Origin of the sequence: uncultured Slackia sp. (genome assembly GCF_959608125.1) — a bacterium.
Classification (GTDB): Bacteria; Actinomycetota; Coriobacteriia; order Coriobacteriales; family Eggerthellaceae; genus Slackia.
This window is the reverse complement of the sequence record NZ_CAUHPG010000005.1, coordinates 13,932-32,263: the sequence shown is the minus strand read 5'-3', so window position 1 is coordinate 32,263 and position 18,332 is coordinate 13,932. Positions and strand designations below refer to the sequence as shown.

Annotated in this window: 15 protein-coding genes and 1 tRNA gene; 15 read left to right on the top strand and 1 reads right to left on the bottom strand. The window is 62.7% G+C overall.

The window, feature by feature from the left end; all coding sequences use genetic code 11:
* Window positions 1–13 precede the first annotated feature (13 nt).
* Complete coding sequence (gene rpmA / locus Q6E04_RS02650; RefSeq protein WP_123197171.1) at window positions 14–271, top strand: 50S ribosomal protein L27; 258 nt, start codon at window positions 14–16, stop codon at window positions 269–271.
* Between the two features lie 161 nt (window positions 272–432).
* Here rpmA and Q6E04_RS02645 read toward each other — a convergent pair whose 3' ends face one another.
* Window positions 433–1,875 carry a DUF2252 domain-containing protein gene (locus Q6E04_RS02645; protein ID WP_303249259.1) on the bottom strand — a complete coding sequence of 481 codons (1,443 nt, stop codon included), beginning with the start codon at window positions 1,873–1,875 and terminating at the stop codon, window positions 433–435.
* Between the two features lie 267 nt (window positions 1,876–2,142).
* Here Q6E04_RS02645 and obgE point away from each other — a divergent pair, with 267 nt between their 5' ends.
* From obgE to Q6E04_RS02575, 14 genes are all read left to right on the top strand, one after another.
* Entirely contained in the window at window positions 2,143–3,540 is a 1,398-nt protein-coding gene (gene obgE, locus Q6E04_RS02640) for a GTPase ObgE (protein ID WP_303249258.1), read from the top strand.
* Complete coding sequence (proB, locus tag Q6E04_RS02635) at window positions 3,540–4,619, top strand: glutamate 5-kinase (protein ID WP_303249257.1); 1,080 nt, start codon at window positions 3,540–3,542, stop codon at window positions 4,617–4,619. Before obgE ends, proB begins: the two co-directional genes overlap by 1 nt.
* A gap of 50 nt (window positions 4,620–4,669) precedes the next feature.
* Entirely contained in the window at window positions 4,670–5,956 is a 1,287-nt protein-coding gene (locus Q6E04_RS02630; protein ID WP_303249256.1) for a glutamate-5-semialdehyde dehydrogenase, read from the top strand.
* A 5-nt stretch (window positions 5,957–5,961) separates the two neighbouring features.
* Window positions 5,962–6,663: a nicotinate-nucleotide adenylyltransferase gene (gene nadD, locus Q6E04_RS02625; RefSeq protein WP_303249314.1), complete on the top strand. Its 702-nt coding sequence runs from the start codon at window positions 5,962–5,964 to the stop codon at window positions 6,661–6,663.
* An 85-nt stretch (window positions 6,664–6,748) separates the two neighbouring features.
* Window positions 6,749–7,420, top strand: coding sequence for a bis(5'-nucleosyl)-tetraphosphatase (symmetrical) YqeK (gene yqeK / locus Q6E04_RS02620; RefSeq protein ID WP_303249255.1), 672 nt, complete (start codon window positions 6,749–6,751; stop codon window positions 7,418–7,420).
* Window positions 7,421–7,475: 55 nt separating this feature from the next.
* Window positions 7,476–7,865 carry a ribosome silencing factor gene (rsfS, locus tag Q6E04_RS02615; protein ID WP_303249254.1) on the top strand — a complete coding sequence of 130 codons (390 nt, stop codon included), beginning with the start codon at window positions 7,476–7,478 and terminating at the stop codon, window positions 7,863–7,865.
* A gap of 3 nt (window positions 7,866–7,868) precedes the next feature.
* Window positions 7,869–8,561 (top strand): 5'-methylthioadenosine/S-adenosylhomocysteine nucleosidase, encoded by a 693-nt coding sequence (gene mtnN / locus Q6E04_RS02610; protein ID WP_303249253.1) that lies wholly within the window; start codon window positions 7,869–7,871, stop codon window positions 8,559–8,561.
* A 189-nt stretch (window positions 8,562–8,750) separates the two neighbouring features.
* Window positions 8,751–9,680 (top strand): diacylglycerol kinase family protein, encoded by a 930-nt coding sequence (locus Q6E04_RS02605; RefSeq protein WP_303249252.1) that lies wholly within the window; start codon window positions 8,751–8,753, stop codon window positions 9,678–9,680.
* A 3-nt stretch (window positions 9,681–9,683) separates the two neighbouring features.
* Window positions 9,684–11,765 (top strand): sodium:proton antiporter, encoded by a 2,082-nt coding sequence (locus Q6E04_RS02600; RefSeq protein ID WP_303249251.1) that lies wholly within the window; start codon window positions 9,684–9,686, stop codon window positions 11,763–11,765.
* A 128-nt stretch (window positions 11,766–11,893) separates the two neighbouring features.
* Window positions 11,894–11,979 (top strand) — tRNA-Leu (locus Q6E04_RS02595).
* An 82-nt stretch (window positions 11,980–12,061) separates the two neighbouring features.
* Window positions 12,062–13,480, top strand: a complete 1,419-nt coding sequence (gene tig, locus Q6E04_RS02590) for a trigger factor (protein ID WP_303249250.1) — start codon at window positions 12,062–12,064, stop codon at window positions 13,478–13,480.
* Window positions 13,481–13,631: 151 nt separating this feature from the next.
* Entirely contained in the window at window positions 13,632–14,255 is a 624-nt protein-coding gene (locus tag Q6E04_RS02585; RefSeq protein ID WP_303249249.1) for an ATP-dependent Clp protease proteolytic subunit, read from the top strand.
* A 3-nt stretch (window positions 14,256–14,258) separates the two neighbouring features.
* Entirely contained in the window at window positions 14,259–15,632 is a 1,374-nt protein-coding gene (gene clpX / locus Q6E04_RS02580; protein WP_303249248.1) for an ATP-dependent Clp protease ATP-binding subunit ClpX, read from the top strand.
* Window positions 15,633–15,637: 5 nt separating this feature from the next.
* Window positions 15,638–18,310: a valine--tRNA ligase gene (locus Q6E04_RS02575; RefSeq protein WP_303249247.1), complete on the top strand. Its 2,673-nt coding sequence runs from the start codon at window positions 15,638–15,640 to the stop codon at window positions 18,308–18,310.
* The last annotated feature ends 22 nt before the right edge of the window (window positions 18,311–18,332 follow it).

The window sequence follows — 18,332 nt, the reverse complement described above, 5'->3', positions numbered from 1 at the left end:
GCAGGTATAGAAAATGGCACATAAAAAAGGTCTTGGTTCTACCCGTAATGGTCGTGACTCCCGCGCGCAGCGCCTCGGCGTGAAGCGTTATGGCGGCGAGCATGTCATCACCGGCAACATCATCGTTCGCCAGCGTGGCACCCACTTCCATCCCGGCCAGAACGTCGGTCGCGGCAAGGACGACACGCTGTTCGCTCTGTGCGAAGGCACCGTCGAGTTCACCAAGGGTGCTCGTCGTATGGTTCACGTTCGTCCCCTCGAGGCCGAATAGCAACCACGCATTCGATTGCGCTAAGACCCGCTTCGGCGGGTCTTTTTTCGTTTCGGGGCAATGCAGAATCGCGGTGTTGGCTGCACGGCCCCGAAACGAAATGCCGCCCGAGCGCGGCCGTCGTTTGACGGAATCCGCGCCCAGGCGGTCAAGTGCGTTCGCTACAGCGAAAGCGCTTTCAGGAACATACGGTAATCGGCCTCGTTCTGGTCCGCGTAAGCTTGCGCGAATGCGGCGGTCGCACGGTCGAATATGTCGCTTTTGCCGAGATAGCCTGCGATTGCGAAGCGATTGCCCGTGCGTGCATGCGCATGCGCGAGCGTCCATCCGCAAGCGCCTGCGAGCGCTTGCAGCGAATCGGCATCGATGTCTTCCAGATCGACGGATGCCTTTCCGTCCCAGAGCTGGCGCACGTAGAAGCTGCGATTCGTTTTGTCGGATCGCATGTCGCTCCATCCGAGCAGGACGTCGCTGGCCGTTTGCATGGCCTTCTGGCCTCGTACGATGCGCAGGCCGGCACTTTCGTTGGCATCTTTGCCCGCATAGCGTTCGAGTACCGATTCGCGCGCCTCTTTGATTTGCAGCACCAAGTGGTCGTCGGGCGTGGCGCCTTCCATGACTACGATCCAGGCCTGCAGCCCGACGCTTCCCACGCCGATCACCTTGCGTGCGATATCGACGCCGCGATATTGCTCGACCAGCAGACGCCTGTCGTCGGGGAGGTTTTTGCGATAGCGGGAAAGCAGCATCGCGATGATGCGCTCGCGCTCGCGCATGTCGGGATCGGGGATGTCGAGGCCCGTGCGTTGGCTGACCAGCTCGCGTAGCGGCACGATCAGCGGCGGGTCGTTCACGATGCGCAGTTCTCCGTCGATGACTTCGGTCAGCTTCGACACGGCGCGGGCGCTGTTCTTCGAACGCGCTTTGTCGAAGAGTTCCTCTGTTTCGCGGCGTTCGCGCTTGGTCGCGGCACGCGCCATGCGCTCATAGAGGTTTTCGGCGTCCATGTGGGCGTACCATACGTCCATCGATCCCATGCGCGCGAAATCGCGCATGGCTTCCCGGTAGCATTTCACGGCTTCGAGCGTCGCCGCTTTGCGCTCCTTTTCGGAAAAGCCGCGTTCGCGTCCGCAGATTTCGACGCTGGCGGCCAGGCGCTTCACGTCCCATTCCCACGGAGCCTGGGCGGTTTCGTCGAAGTCGTTGATGTCGAAGACGAGGCGGCGTTCGGGGGAGTGGAACAGCCCGAAATTGGCCACATGGGCGTCGCCGCACGCCTGGACCCTGATGCCGGTGGACGGAGTGCGGGACAGGTCGGCCGCCATGATCGCCGCCGAACCCCTGAAAAACGCGAACGGAGACGCTGCCATGCGTTCCCGTCGTATGGGAACGAGCTCTTGGACGCGCGTTTCGTCTTGTTCGCGCAGGATCGCCACGGCGCCTTCTCGCTCGTCTTCGACCTGCCAGGCTCCGTGGCATTCGCGCGGCGTCGTCGTACGAAGTTCTTTACCGTGCGCCTTGCTGCTCTTTGCAGAGACTTGCGCTTTGTAGGAAAGCGCTTTTCGGATGTCTTTGCGCACGCGCTCTTTATCGTCGATAGGCATGGTTCCTCCTTCGGCGGCTCGATGCCGCGGCTTGCATGCATGCCGACTCAGTATGGCACAGCTTGCGTGCGCGGGGTCTGTTGCTTACGGGAGGTTTCCGTGCCGCCGACCGCGCGTGAGGGCGGGAGTCCTGCCACTGCGATTTGTAACACCTGTGGGTTTTCGGCGGTGGGGCGCGGCAATCGCGCGCTCGCCTGCGAAACACCCTCGCGCATTGCCCGGTATCTCGTATAATCGGGCGTAACCTTCGAACAGAAATGGACGGTCATGTTTACTGATAAAGTGCATATTAATGTCAAGGGCGGCGACGGCGGCGCAGGTTGCATGAGTTTCCGTCGCGAAGCCCATGTGCCCAAGGGCGGTCCCGACGGCGGCGACGGCGGCCATGGCGGCAACGTGGTGCTCGAAGCCGACGCGTCGGTCTCGTCGCTGATCGACTATCGCTACAAGCATCATTTCAAAGCTCCGCGCGGCACGCACGGCAAAGGCAGCCGCATGCACGGTGCGACGGGCGAGGACCTTGTGCTCAAGGTTCCCGTGGGCACCGTGGTGCGCGAATACTTCGAGGAAAGCAAGGAAACGGGCGAGCTGATCGCCGACCTGACGCATGACGGCGAGCGCGTCGTCGTTGCCAGCGGCGGCATGGGCGGTCGCGGCAACATCCACTTCGTCACTTCCACTAGGCGCGCTCCTGCGTTCGCCGAGCTGGGAGAGCCGGCTCAGGAGTGCTGGATCGAGCTCGAGATGAAGCTGATGGCCGACGCCGCGCTGGTCGGCGTTCCTTCCGCGGGCAAAAGCTCGCTGATCGCCCGCATGAGCGCCGCTCGTCCCAAGATCGCCGACTATCCCTTCACGACGCTCGTTCCCAATCTCGGCGTGGTCAAGGGAGACGAATACAATTTCGTCGTCGCCGACATCCCGGGCTTGATCGAGGGCGCGCATGAGGGCCGCGGCCTCGGTCACGAGTTCCTGCGCCACATCGAGCGCACGGCTTTGATCGTACACGTCGTCGATATGACGGGCGGCTACGAGGGTCGCGACCCGGTCGAGGACTACCGCATCATCAATCGCGAGCTGGCGCTTTATGCCGACGAGCTCGCGAATCGCCCCCGCATCGTGGTCGCGAACAAGTGCGATGTGCCGGGCGTCGAGGACAACGTCCGTCGCCTGAAGGAAGAGGTGCGCAAGGACGCGATCGCGGCCGCCGACGGCAACGAGTTCGCCGACGGCGTCGACGAGGCCTCGCGTGTGTTCGAAATCAGCGCCTTGACGGGCAAGGGCGTCGACGCCTTGATCCACGCCACGGCCGCCAAGGTCCACGAGCTGCGCGAGGCAGCGCGCGAAGAGCAGGGCGCCGAGGTCCAGTACGACCAGGTCTGGGAGCACAAGCGCATGCAGCGCGACCGTCGTTTCACGGTGCGCAAGCTCTCCGACGGCGTCTTCCGCGTCGAAGGCCCGCAGATCGAGCGCATGGTCGTGCAGACCGACTGGGAGAACGAAGAGGCGCTCGCCTTCCTGCAGCATCGCTTCGACCGCATGGGCCTCGAGAAGGAGCTCATCAACGCGGGCGCGGTGAACGGCGACGAGATCCGTATCGTCGGACGCGCTTTCGAGTTCGAGAGCGCCGACGACCGCGTGGATATCTATAGGGAGCTTGATTTCTGATGACGCATGCAGCACGGCCGCGCACGGCGGTCATTAAAATCGGGTCGTCGACGCTGACCGACGCCGAAGGCAAAGTCGACCGCGCCTATCTTGCCGACCTTGCACACCAGGTGAACCGCGTGCGCAAGGCGGGCTGGAACGTGATCATCGTCAGTTCGGGCTCCATCCCGTGCGGCTTGGAATCGCTCGGGCTGCCATTGAAGCGCCCGAAGGACATGCCGACGGTCCAGGCGGCGTCGAGCGTTGGCCAGCGTGCTCTCATTGCGGCGTATGACCAGGTGTTCTCGCCGTACGGCATGCTCACCTCGCTCGTGCTCCTCACGCGCCGCGACACGGCCGACCGCAACGCCTACCTGCATGCGCGCGACACGTTCGCTCGCCTGCTCGAGCTGGGCGCGGTGCCGATCGTCAACGAGAACGACACCGTCTCGGTCGAGCAGATCAAGTTCGGCGACAACGATACGCTTGCGGCCCTGGTCGCATGCCTGGCCGACGCCGACCGCGTGGTCATCCTGAGCGACATCGACGGTCTGTATACGGCGAATCCGCAGATCGACTCGAATGCGACGCTCATTCGCCGCGTCGACCGCCTGACGCCTGAAATCATGGCCGGCGCCACGGGCGCGGGAAGCGCGGTGGGCAGCGGCGGCATGATCACCAAGCTTACTTCGGCGCGCGTTCTCGGCGCCGCCGGCATCCCGCTGGTGATCTGCCATGGTCGCGCGGAAGACGCAGTGGTCCGCTCGCTTGCCGACGACCCGATCGGAACCTTGTTCACGGCGCGTGAGCGCAGGCACGAAATCACGCCTCGCAAGCTCTGGATCGCATTGGGCGATTCGGTCAAGGGTCGTCTCGTGGTCGATGCAGGCGCCGCATGCGCCCTGGTCGAACACGGGTCGTCGCTTCTTTCGGTCGGCGTCAGGCGAATCGATGGGCTTTTCGAGGCGGGCGATGTCGTCGATGTCCTCGACGAGTCCGGCTACGTGATCGCGCGCGGTCTCGTGCGCTGCGATGCCCAGGCTGCTCGCGAAGAGGCCGGAACGGTGATTCATCGCGACGAGATGGTCGTGTTCGAATAAAGATTCCCACGGGCGCGCATGCCGCGCCCGAGTTTTCGGAGGGAGGCGCCATGGAGCGCGAACTGGAAACCTATGTGCGCGATACGGCCCTTGCCGCCCGCGCCGCCTCGCGCGTGCTCGCTCGCGCGTCCGAGCAGCAGCGAAACGAGGCCCTTGCCGCCATGGCGAAGGCGCTGCGCCTTCAGGCCGCCGACATCATCGAGGCCAATGCGCGCGATATGGAGCAGGGCGTCGCGGCGGGCATGAGCGAAGGCCTGCTCGATCGCCTCATGCTCGACGAAGCCCGCCTGGAGGGCATGGCTTCGGCGCTCGAGGCTTTGGCGGGCCTGCCCGATCCGTTGAACCGCACGGTCGAGCAGCGCGTTATCGAAGGCGGCATGGACCTGCGTCGCGTCACCACGCCTTTGGGCGTGGTCGCCATGGTGTACGAGGCGCGTCCGAACGTGACGGCCGACGCGGCGGGTATCTGCCTTAAATCGGGCAACGCCTGCATCCTGCGTGGCGGCTCCCAGGCGTTTCATTCGAACATCGCGCTCACGCGCGTCCTGCGCGAGGCCGTCGAAACCGTCGGCCTTCCCGCCGATTGCATCTGCTCGATCGAGACGATCGATCGCGCGGCGACCGATGCGCTGATGGGCCTGCACGGCATCGTCGATGTGCTCATCCCGCGTGGCGGCGCGGGGCTCATCCGCCATTGCGTCGAGCATTCCAAGGTGCCCGTCATCGAAACGGGCACGGGCAACTGCCACGTGTATGTGCATGAGACGGCCGACTTCACGATGGCGCGTGCCATCGTGATGAACGCGAAAACGCAGCGAACGGGCGTGTGCAACGCGTGCGAGAGCCTGCTCGTCGACCGCACGGCGGCCGAGAGTTTCCTTCCCGCCATGCTCGACGAGCTGGCGGGCGCGGGCGTCATGGTGCACGGCGACGAGTGCGCCCGCGCCTGCGCTCCGGAGGCCCTTGCGTTCGTCGACGCGACCGAAGAGGATTGGAGTCGCGAGTATCTCGCGCTCGAAATCAGCGTGAAGGCGGTCGACGGCGTGTCCGAGGCGATCGACCATATCAATCGCTACGGCACGGGCCATTCCGAGTGCATCGTCGCCGACGAGACGACGGCCGCAGGCGCGGGAGCCGTCGACGAGTTCCTCGCGGGCGTCGATGCTGCAGCGGTTTACGCCAACGCCTCGACGCGCTTTACGGACGGAGGATGCTTCGGCCTGGGCGCCGAAATAGGCATTTCCACGCAGAAGTTGCATGTGCGCGGCCCCTTCGCCCTCGAGGCGTTGACGTCGTACAAGTACGTCGTGCGCGGAACCGGGCAGGTGCGCGGCTAGTGGATATGCTTGCCGGACCCGCTCCCGCGGCGTCCGAGGAGAGCGCGGCCCCTGTTGTGTGCGAGCGCTTCGACGCGCTGGGCTTCGACGGCCGCCGCGCTCGGCTCGGCATCATGGGCGGCACGTTCGATCCGATCCATGTGGGGCATCTCGCGTGCGCCGAGCAGGTGCGCGACGTGTTCGAGCTCGACGGGGTGGTGTTCATGCCTGCGGGAGACCCGTGGATGAAGCGCGGCCGCAGCATCAGCGCCGCTGAAGACCGTTTCGCCATGGTGAAGGCCGCCGTGGAGGACAATCCTTTCTTCGATGCGAGCCGCCTCGAAATCGATCGCGCGGGCGAAACGTACACCGTCGACACGCTGCGGGCGTTGCGTGCGCATTACCCTGACAATGTCGAGCTGTACTTCATCTCGGGTGCCGACGCCATGCATCGGATTTTGGAGTGGCGCGATGCGACGGAGCTCGCCCGCATGGCGCGCCTCGTCGCGGTCTCGCGTCCCGGATACGAAATCGACGACGCGCGTCGCCGCTACATGCTCACGCATGCGGCCATCCGCCACGTGTCCGTCATCGAAGCCACGGCCCTCGCCGTTTCTTCCACTGATTTGAGGGAGAAAGTGCGCTCGGGGCGTTCGATACGCTATCTGGTGCCGCAGGTTGTGGCAGACTACGTCGAAAACCACGGATTGTACCGGGGCCGCGCATAGCGCCCCGTTTTCGCCGGCTTCGCGCTTTCGCGGGCATTGCCCGCCGTGCGCGGCCGGCGCGTCATTGCAAGGAAGGAAGCGGTCGATGATCGATCCCGATAGATTCGAAGAGATGCGCAGGCGTCTCGAGGGGCGCGTGAAGCCGTCGCGCTACCTGCATTCCATGGGCGTTTCCCAGACGGCCGAGCAGCTCGCCCGCATTTACGGAGCGGACGAGAACGACGCCGCCGTCGCGGGCCTTCTGCACGATTGGGACAAGGCGCTCTCGTTCAAGGAGCTCAAGCGTCTGGCGAAAAAGCACAAGCTCGCCCCGAAGGCCGTGCGCAAGCAGATGCCGGGCGTGCTTCATGCGCTGACCGCGCCGTATTCGCTGCAGGAAGAGTTTCCCGAACTTTCGGCCGAGGTTCTGCAGGCGGTCGGGCGCCATACGTGCGGCGCGACCGATATGACCGACCTCGATAAGATCGTCTTCATCGCCGATATCATCGAGCCGGGCCGTACTTTCGGCGACGTCGCTCCTTTGCGCGAGGCGGTGGGCGAGGTGTCGCTCGACGAGTTGTTCTTCATGACGTACGGCTCGACGCTCGTCTACCTTATCGAGGCGGGGCTGCCGGTGCATCCCGACTCCCTCGACGTCTGGAACGTCTTGGTGGCCGAGCGCGCGCAGCGTCTCGAGCCCCAGGCCGACGCAGGCGCTTCCCAGGCAGCGCCCGACGCGCCCCGTTCCCGCGGACCGCGCGTCATCGTCATAGAGTAAAAGACATGCGGGCGTCTGAACCCGCATTCGAAAAAACGAAAGGACCATTAGCTACATGGCACAGGACAAAGGACTCCCCTCGGTCGAGAAGGCCCTGATCGCGGCCCGCGCGGCCGATTCCAAGAAGGCCACCGACATCATGATCCAGGACGTGCGCGAGCTGTCGAGCATCACCGATTTCTTCGTCATCGTGACCGCTCAGAACAACCGCCAGATCGACGCCGTGCTCGACGCGATCGAAGAAGCCGAAATCAAAGAAGCGGGCGTGAAGCCCTACAGCGTCGAAGGCGCGCAGGAGGGCTTCTGGGCCTTGCAGGACTACGGCGATTTCGTGGTCCATGTGTTCCAGCCCGAGGGTCGCGACTACTATCGTCTCGAAGAGATCTGGAACGACGCTCCGCTCGTCGAATTCGTCTCCGAGGCCGACGCCGCCCAGGAGGAGTAGGCGATGGCTCTCGGAATCATCTGCGCCACGAAGACCGAGGCGACGCCTTTCATCGAGAAGCTCGGCGCGAAAAAGACCGAGCATGCGGCCCTGGTCGACGTGCATGAGGGCGAATTCGCCGGCGTGCCGGTCGTGTTGGCATGCTGCGGCGTGGGCAAGACCAACGCCGCCATGGTCGCCCAGATGCTCATCGACCGTTACGGGGTCGACACCCTGGTGAACGCGGGCACGGCGGGCGGCATGGATCCGTCTCTCGACCTGTTCGATATCGTCGTCGGCGCCACGTTCTGCCATCATGACGTCGATGCCCAGATGGTGCTCGTCGATTCGTACCCGTACTATCCGGGCGGCGTGTTCGAGGCCGACCCCGCCCTCTTGGATGCGGCTCGCGACGCAGCCGACGGCTTCGAGGCTCCCGTGCGTTTCGGCGCGATGGTCTCGGGCGAGCAGTTCATCGACGACGAGTGCCGCGGCGATGTGATTGCGCGTCACGACCCTCTTGCGGTCGATATGGAAAGCGCCGCCATGGCCCAGGCGTGCTTCGCGAACGGCGTGGCGTTCGTGTCAGTGCGCGGCATCACCGACACGGCGGAGCACGACGGCTTCGGCAATTACGAGATCAACAGCGCCAAGGCCTCGGTGCTCGCTTGCGATTTCACCGAATCGCTCGTGAAAGCGTTTGTGAATCAAGGTTAGCGAACCGACGTTCTCATCGATCGGAATACCGGATAAGCATGCGAAGGCGCGGCGTTCAGGCCGCGCCTTCGTCGTATCGGCGGGTTTCGAAGAAACGTCGCACATCGTTTCGTGCGGAAAGAATCGCGGGCGCGCTCGCCGTATAATGCAACGGATGCATTGTGAGAAGGAAAGGGAAGGGGTCGTTTCGTGCGTCGTCTCGGAAACGCTTTGGCAATCGTGAACCCTGCCGCCCAGAACGGCAACGGCGCCCGAGGTGCGGCGTTTCTTAGATATGCGGGAGCATCCGACGCCTCGCCGTTCCGGTCTCTTTCCATCGAAACCACCCGCGAGCCGGGACATGCCCGGGTGCTTGCGGCTTCGGCCGGCTCTTACGACACCGTCGTCGTGGTGGGGGGAGACGGCGTGGTGCATGAGACGGTCGCAGGTCTTCTCGAGATTCCGCGCGACCAGCGTCCGGTTCTCGGGCTCGTTCCGTGCGGGAACGGCAACGATTACGCTCGTACGCTCGGCATGCCGTTCGCATTCGATGCGGCGTTCGCTGCCTTGTCGAGGGCCGTGCCGCGTGCCGTCGATGTGGGAATCGTGAACGGCACGCCTTTCATGCAGACGCTTTCGTTCGGCCTCGACGCGGCCATCGCGCTCGGTACGCACGAGCGCAGGGTCAAGACCGGCCATATGGGAACAAGGCTGTTTCTCGAGGAAGGCATAGAGCAGCTCGTGTTCCATCGCGACGAGTACCCGTACGAGCTGTCGATCGACGGCGCGGCGTCCGAGCGTTCGTCGATGTTTCTGTTCGCGGTGCAGATCGGCCCCACCTACGGCGGCGGTTTCGCGATCTGCCCCGAGGCCGATCCGTTCGATGGCGCGTTCGACTGCTGCATCGCGCATCCGCCGATCGGCTTCGCCCGCGCAGCGCGGCTTTTTCTCAAGGCGAAGGATGGGAGGCACACAGGAAGCACCGATGTGCTTTCGTTTTGTCGCGCCGAGCGGCTGACGGTCTCTTTCGCATCGCCTCCGCCTGCACAGGTCGACGGCGAGCGCATCGTCGGCGACCGTTTCGACATCTCGATCCTTCCGCGCGAAATCGATGTTCTTTTCCTCGACCGAAGGGCCTGACGTATGACGACGTTCAGCTTCATCCTCATCCTCGCTGTGGCCGTGGTCATTTCCGCGGTCATCAACCAGCTCGTTCGAGGGGTCTCGACGCCTCTTATCCAGATCGCCCTCGGCGCGATCATAGCCCTGTGGGGGTTCACGACGTCGAATTTCACCATCGACCCCGAACTGTTCTTGGTACTATTCATCGCCCCTCTGCTTTATGATGAGGCGCGCCAGGTGGACAAGGTGTCTCTCTGGTCGAATCGCACGGTTATCGTATCGCTTGCCGTTGGCCTGGTGGTGGTCGCGATGCTCGTGGTGGGCTTCGTGCTCAACTTCGTGCAGCCTAGCATCCCGCTCGCGGCCGCGTTCGCCCTCGGCGCCGCGCTCGGCCCGACCGACGCCGTTGCCGTGGCGTCGCTTTCGCAGCGTGCTTCGTTGAACAAGCGCCAAGAGGTCCTGTTGTCGGGCGAGTCCTTGATCAACGACGCTTCGGGCGTCGTATCGTTCCAGTTCGCCGTGGCGGCGCTGACTACCGGCACCTTTTCGATGCTCGATGCCGCCACGACGTTTTTCGTGAGCTTCTTCGGCGGCATCGCCATCGGCTTGATATGCGCTGCCGTGCTGGCCTTCGTCGCTTCGCGCGTGCGTGATTTCGGCCTTGAGGATACGACGTTTCACGTGTTGTTCGAGGTTTTGACGCCGTTTCTCGTGTTTCTCGTCGCCGAGGAGCTGCATGTTTCCGGCATCCTCGCCGTCGTTGCCGCGGGCCTTTCGGGGTCTATGTTCCGGAACCGTAGCATCGGGCCCAACATAGCCCGCATGAAAATCGTCTCTGCCAGCGTGTGGAAGGTGCTCGGATTCGTGCTCAACGGCATCGTGTTCGTGCTTCTCGGCGTGCAGCTTCCCCATGCCATGTCCGATACATGGGAAGACCGTTCGGTCAGCAATCCCGAGCTCATCGCGCTCGTCCTGCTGCTTGCGGCCGTCGTGATCGGCGTGCGTGTGGCATGGTTTGTCGCGCTCAGCTATATCGGGCGCAAGCAGACCGCCCGTAACGAGCAGCGCAACAGCGGAGGCACGCCTGAGCAAGTGAAAGGCGTTATGCGTTCCGTCCGCTTGTTGACGAAGGACTCGATGGTCGAGGCATGCGCCATGGCTCTTGCCGGCCCGAAGGGCGCCGTCACTTTATCGATCATGTTCACGTTGCCGTACTCGATCGATGCGGCGGGCGGGGCGTTTTCCCAGCGCGATTTCTTGATTTTCCTTGCCAGCGGCGTGATTCTGGTCACGCTGCTTCTGGCGAATTTCGTGCTGCCGCTCCTGCTTCCCGACAAGGACGAGGCGCGTGTCTACGAAACCGACATCCAGGCTTCGATCGAGGTGTTGCGCCTCGTGATCGAGGACCTTGCTGCACGCCAGAATCGTGAGAACCGCCGTGCGACGCAGGTGGTCATGAAGCAGTATAACGACCGCATCGACCGCATCAAACAGGGTACGGGATACGAAGACGACGATTCGTGCTTGCGCATGCAGGCGCTCGAGTGGGAGCAGGAGTTCATTCTCACCGCCCTCGAAGAGGACACGGTGTCCCCGGTGGTCGGCTATCGTCTTCTGCGGCGCGTGCGTCAGGAGATGGATCTCGTGTGCCATGAACGCAATGTGCTATGGCTGATCGGCATCGCGCGAAGCAGGCTCGACCTGGTGGCGCGCTCGGTCAAGCGTGCGTTGCACGATAAGAATCTTTTGAGGACGTCGTCCCAAGAAGAGGCGGAAATGCGCGAATTCCAGGCCAAGGCTTTCGAATACGTGCTTTCCAGGCTTCGCGTGAGGCTGGACGATCCGGCGTATAGGACCGAGCACGTCAGCGCGCTCATGGTCGAGGTGCAGCGCGATCTGCGCCGCGTCAGGCGCGCGGGTCGCGGCGTGGCGGCTGCCGCCCGGGCCGAAGACAAGGCGACGGAGATGCGGCGTTTGGCATGCGCCCTCGAGCTCGACCATATTCAGGATATGTACGAGGCGGGACGCATCAATCGCGGCACCGCGAAGATGATGCGAGAGAACGTGCATCTCATGCAGCTTGACTTGGAAGATAAGGTCTAGGGCGGCGTTGCGGCGGGTTTTGGCTGGGAATAGGCCATGCTTGCTATGGAATTGATGCTGCTTCTCCACTAAAGCGGCTGTTTTTGCTATCATGTGCTGTTGCGTGTCCCGAAAGGGGATGCAAGAGTGCGGGCGTGGCGGAATTGGCAGACGCGCCAGATTTAGGTTCTGGTGGGCAACCCCCGTGAAGGTTCAAGTCCTTTCGCCCGCACCATCCGCGCTTACGCGACGGCGTTTGCCATAGGTAACATGTTCGTCTTCGGACGGACTGAGCAAGACTCAGATGGAGGATAGAGTTGAAAACGAAGGTAGAGGTTCTCGAGTCCGGTGCCACCAAGCTCACGGTGACCATCGAGGCTGCCGAGATCGACGCTCGCATCAAGAAGACCTACAAGGATTTCGGTGCTAAGTACCGTTTCCCCGGATTCCGTCCCGGCCATGTGCCGCGCCCTGTCATCGACAGCAACCTGGGCAAAGACGCCGTCCGCTCCACCGTCACCGACGAACTGCTGAACGAGAGCTTCCCCCTGGCCGTCGATGAGAACGACCTGAATATGATCTCCCAGCCGAAGTTCGGCGACGTCGAGGGTCTGGTCGAAGAGGGCAAAGACTTCACGTTCTCCGCGGAGTTCGAGGTCAAGCCCGAGCTCGAACTTTCCGATTATTCCCCCGTGCACATCGAGGTTCCGTTCAAGAAGGCCTCTGAGGCCGAAATCGACGAGCAGATCGAGGCCCTGGGCAACTACTACTACGACTACAAGAACGCTCCCGCCAACACCAAGGTCAAGCAGGAGAACAGCGTCGAGATCACCCTGGTCGTCAAGGACGATAAGGGCGAGGTCATGGAGTCCCTGGGTGCCGAGGACCGTCTCTACGAGCTGGGTCAGGGCCTGTTCCCCGCAGCTTTCGACGAGGCTCTGCTGGGCATGAAGAAGGGCGAGACCAAGAGCATCACCCTCAATGTCGCCGAAAATCCCTGCATGATGACGTCCATCCTCAAGGACAAGACCGAGGAAGTCACCTTCGAGGTCGAAATCAAGGCCGTCAAGAAGAAGATTGCCCCCGAGGTCACTGACGAGTGGGTCAAGGAGACCCTGGGCTTCGCCGACGTCGCCGAGCTGCGCGTCCGCATGGGCGAATCCATCGAGCAGCAGAAGGGCGACATCATTCCCCGCATCATGGAGAACAACGCCCTGTTCGCTCTGCAGGAGCGCCTGATCGGCGAGGTTCCTGCGGTTATGGCCGAAGAGGCCGAGCGCGACCTGCTGCAGAACTTCTTCACTCAGCTGCAGAACCAGGGCGCCACGCTCGACGCCTACCTGAAGGCCCAGGACATCACGGCCGACAAATTCAAGGAAGACGTCAAGCTCCAGGCTGTCGACGCCGTTAAGCAGAACCTGGCTCTCGACGCTTGGGCGCGTCATGCCGGCATCGAGGTTTCCGATGAGGAAATCGTCGAGGAGTTCAAGAATAGCGGCGCTCAGGATCCCGACGCTCTCTACGAAGAGTGGAAGGCTCAGGGCCGTCTGCACATCGTCCGCGAGGGCATCATGCGCGGCAAGGCTCTCGAGGCTCTGCTCGCCGAGGCCGACGTCGAAGAGGTCGAGACTCCTGCTGCCGAGGAGAAAGAGGAGAAGCCTGCGAAGAAGGCTTCTGCCAAGAAGGCCTCCAAGAAGGCCGACGCCTCCGATGAAGAGGCTCCCGCCGCCGAATAACGCATAAGGCATCGCCTTCTGCTTCTATGGATGTACGGTAAGCCTGCGGTGCCCTTGGAGCTCGCGTTCGTTATATCGTGCTACATTGACCTTGGCTCGTCACCTTTCCGAAGGAGGCGAGCCAAGGTTGTATTACCGGAAAGGGAACATTATGGATATACGTAACGGCTACACCATCCCTTACGTCATCGAGCAGTCGCCTCGCGGCGAACGCTCTTACGACATCTATTCGCGACTGCTTAACGACCGCATCGTCTTTTTGGGCAGCGCCATCGACGACGACGTTGCGAATATCGTCGTCGCGCAGCTCCTGCATCTCGAGAGCGCCGATCCCGAGAAGGATATCTCGCTTTATATCAATTCTCCCGGAGGCAGCGTTTCCGCCGGCCTCGCGATTTATGACGCCATGCAGTTCATTCGCTGCGACGTTTCCACCGTGTGCATGGGCATGGCCGCTTCGATGGGTTCGGTGCTGACCACCGCCGGCGCTCCCGGCAAGCGTTTCATCACGCCGAATTCCCAGATTATGATCCATCAGCCCATGGGCGGCGCGGAGTCTCGCACCCAGCAGACCGATTTCGAAATCGCCGCCGCCGAGATGCGCAAGTGCCGCGACCGCCTCGAAGGCATCCTGGCGAAGCATACGGGTCAGTCCATCGAGACCATCCACGCCGACTCCGAGCGCGATCACTGGTTGACCGCCGAAGAGGCCAAGGCATACGGCCTGGTCGACGAAATCATCACCTCGCGTTCCGTCGCGAAGAAGGAAGCCTAACCGATGCGAATCAACGACAACGACCCGCAAAACGTCGACCCCAAAGACGCTCGCTGCATTTTCTGCGGCAAATCTGCCGACCAGGTGGGCGGCATGATCCAGAGCCCGGACGGCGTGTGCATCTGCGACGAATGCATTTCGGTCTGCTCCGATGTGCTTTCGCAGGGCGGCTACATGCGTGAAGACGACGGCCGCTCCGAGGAGGGAGTGTCCGAGTCGGATGAGGGCCAGCAGGCCGTTCCGAGCGCCGAACAGGTGCTCGCTTCGCTGCCGACGCCGCATGAGCTCTACGACCGATTGAGCCAGCATGTCGTCGGCCAGGATGCGGCGAAACGCGCTCTTTCCGTGGCTGTCTACAACCATTACAAGCGTATCAGCCTCGGCCAGGAGGCGGGCGAGGGCGACGTCGAACTCGCGAAGAGCAACATCATGCTGCTCGGTCCGACCGGTTCCGGCAAGACGCTGCTCGCCCAGACTTTGGCGCGCACGCTTCAGGTTCCGTTCGCTATCGCCGATGCCACTACGCTGACCGAGGCGGGCTACGTGGGCGAAGACGTCGAGAACATTCTCTTGAAGCTGATCACGGCGGCCGACTTCGATATCGACCGGGCGCAGATCGGCATCATCTACATCGACGAAATCGACAAGATCGCCCGCAAGGCCGAAAACCTCTCCATTACGCGCGACGTGTCGGGCGAGGGTGTGCAACAGGCATTGCTCAAAATCGTCGAGGGCACCGAAGCCGCGGTTCCTCCGCAGGGTGGACGAAAGCATCCTCAGCAGGAGCTTATCCACATCGACACGAAGAACATCCTGTTCATTCTGGGCGGAGCTTTCGTGGGCCTGGCCGACATCATCGGCTCGCGCGTCGGAACGACCGGCATAGGCTTCACCAGCGACATGCCCGAGAGCAGGAAGCACGCCGAGGCGGAGCTGCTTTCCAAGGTATTGCCTGAGGATTTGAACAAGTTCGGCATGATTCCCGAATTCGTGGGCCGTATTCCTGTGATTTGCTCGCTTGACGAGCTGACCGAGGACGACCTCGTCCACATCCTCACCGATCCTAAGAATGCGTTGGTCAAGCAGTACACGCGCATGTTCGAGTTCGAGGATTCCGATCTCGTATTTTCCGATGAGGCCCTGCGCGCCATCGCGCACGAGGCTGTCGAGCATGGAACGGGCGCTCGCGGTTTGCGTTCGATCTGCGAACGCGTTCTGCAGGACGTTATGTTCGATCTGCCCGAGCACGAGCCCGGTACGCGCGTGGTCGTTCGTGCGACCGATATCGAAGGTTCGACGAAACCGCGGATCGAGACCGCCGAGGAACTCGAAGACGCTTCCGACCAGGCCGAACCGGCCGATGAGATTCAGGAGTAGAATCAATGGAAGAGCTTTCCAAGAATTACGATCCCGCGTCCATCGAGCAGGCGATGCTCGATAAGTGGCTTGCGGGCGATTATTACAAGCGCACCAAGGGCGTGGGCGACTGCACCGTCACGATTCCGCCGCCCAACGTCACGGGCAAGCTGCATATGGGCCATGCGATGGACGATACCATCCAGGATACGTTCGTGCGCTTCATGCGCATGCGCGGTCGCTCGACGCGATGGATTCTGGGTACCGACCATGCAGGCATCGCCACGCAGACGAAGGTCGACAAGAAGCTTGCCGCCGAAGGTATTTCGCGACGCGAAATCGGCCGCGAGAAGTTCATCGACGCCTGCTGGGATTGGACGCATGAGTACGGCGGACACATTGTCGAGCAGGTCAAGCGTATGGGCTGCTCGGTCGACTTCTCCGACCCTCATTTCACCATGGACGAGGATTACGCCAAAGCCGTGCGTAAGACTTTCGTGGACTGGTATCACGACGACCTGATCTATCGCGGCAAGCGCATCGTCAACTGGTGCCCGCACTGCCGTACCGCCATTTCCGACGACGAGGCGGAGTACAAGGAGGAGGACGGCCATCTGTGGCACCTCCGCTATCCGCTGACCGAGCCTGTCGACGGCCAGGAATACATCGTGGTCGCAACCACGCGTCCCGAGACCATGCTCGGCGACACCGGCGTCGCGGTTTCCCCGAAAGACCATGACAAGGACAAGTTCGTCGGCAAGACCGTCATGCTGCCGATCGTGGACAGGGAAATCCCGATTTTCAGCGACTTTTACGTCGATGCCGATTTCGGCTCCGGCTTCGTGAAGGTCACGCCCGCGCACGATCCCAACGACTTCGCGATGGGCGAGCGCAACGGCCTCGAGAAGATCAACATCTTCGACGAGACCGCGCATGTGGTCGACGGCTACGGCGAATTCTCCGGCATGAGCCGCGAAGAATGCCGCGAGGCCGTGGTGGCGTGGTTCGAGGAGCACGGCCTGCTCGACCATGTCGAAGACCACCATCATTCCGTCATGCACTGCTATCGCTGCCCGTCGGCTCTCGAGCCGTGGCTGTCCGAGCAGTGGTTCGTCGCGGTCGATAGGCTGAAAGGCCCCGCGACCGAGGCCGTGACCAGCGGCAAGGTGAAATTCCACCCCGAGCGTTGGACGCAGAGCTACCTTACGTGGATGGAAAATCTCAAAGACTGGTGCATCTCGCGCCAGCTGTGGTGGGGCCATCGCATCCCCGTGTTCTACTGTGACGAGTGCGGCTGGATGGACGCGTCCATGGAGGACGTGCATGTCTGTCCGCATTGCGGCGCTGCGACGCGCCAGGATGAAGACGTGCTCGACACGTGGTTCTCGAGCCAGCTGTGGACGTTCGCCACGCAGGGTTGGCCGGACGAGCCCGAGCTCATGGAAGGCCATCACCCCACGACGGCGCTCGTCACGGCGCGCGACATCATTGCGCTGTGGGTCGCCCGCATGATCATGGCGTCCACGTACTTCCTCGACGAGATTCCTTTCCACGACGTGGTCATCTACGCGACCATCCTGGCCAAGGACGGCACGCGCATGTCCAAGTCGAAGGGTAACGGCGTCAATCCGATGGACCTCATCGAGAAATACGGCGCCGATGCGATGCGTTTCAACCTGCTCACGCTGGTCACCAATAACCAGGACGTGCGTTTCGACGCCAACTTGGACAAGGACACCAAGGAGCTCATCGACTCGCCGCGCACCGAGGCTGCCCGTTCGTTCGTGAACAAGGTATGGAACGCGAGCCGCTTCGTGCTCTCGAACCTCGAAGGCTTCACGCCGGGCGAACCCCGCGTGATCGGCCCCGCCGACGCATGGATCTTCTCGCGCCTCGCGCAGCTTTCCGAGCGTGTCACCGCAGGCATCGAGGCATACCAGTTCGGCGAGGTCGCGCGCGAGCTGCACGGCTTCTTCTGGAATGAGTTCTGCGACTGGTACATCGAGTTCACCAAGTCCGCGTTGCAGCAGGAGGGCGAGGCCCGTCTGCAGACCCAGCGCAACCTGGTCTATGTGCTGGACAATGCGCTTCGCCTGCTGCATCCTGCGATGCCCTTCGTGACCGAGGCCATCTGGGAGAAGCTCCCGCACGGCGACGAGGCTCCCGCGCTCATGATGGCCGCATGGCCCGAGCCCGAGACGCTCGCGTGCTGGAGGAACGAAGAGGCCGAGCGCGCCATCGACTTGGTCTGCGGAATCGTGTCCGCTGTCCGTTCGGTTCGCGCCCGTTACGGTATCTCGCCGAAGCAGGCGCTCGACGTGGCCGTGAAGGCTGCGAGCGAGCAGGATGCCGCCCTGATCGACGAGCAGCGCGCACTGGTCGAGAGCCTGGCCCGTACGGCGTCGCTGTCTGTGGCCGCCGACCTTGACAAGCCTGCCGAAAGCGCCGCGACGCTCGTTTCCGGCTGCGAGGTATACTGCGTCCTTTCCGGCCTGGTCGATTTCGCCGCCGAGCGCGACCGTCTGGTCAAAGAGCACGAGAAGCTCCAGAAGGAAAGCGCGAAGGTCGAGAAAAAACTTTCCAATCCCGGCTACCTTGCAAAGGCGAAGCCCGAGATCGTGGAGAAGGACAAGGCCAAACACGCCGAGCTCGTCGCGAAGATCGACCTGGTGGTCGCTCAGATCGCCGAGCTGGGCTAACGCGAAGCCGCTTTTCGTCGCC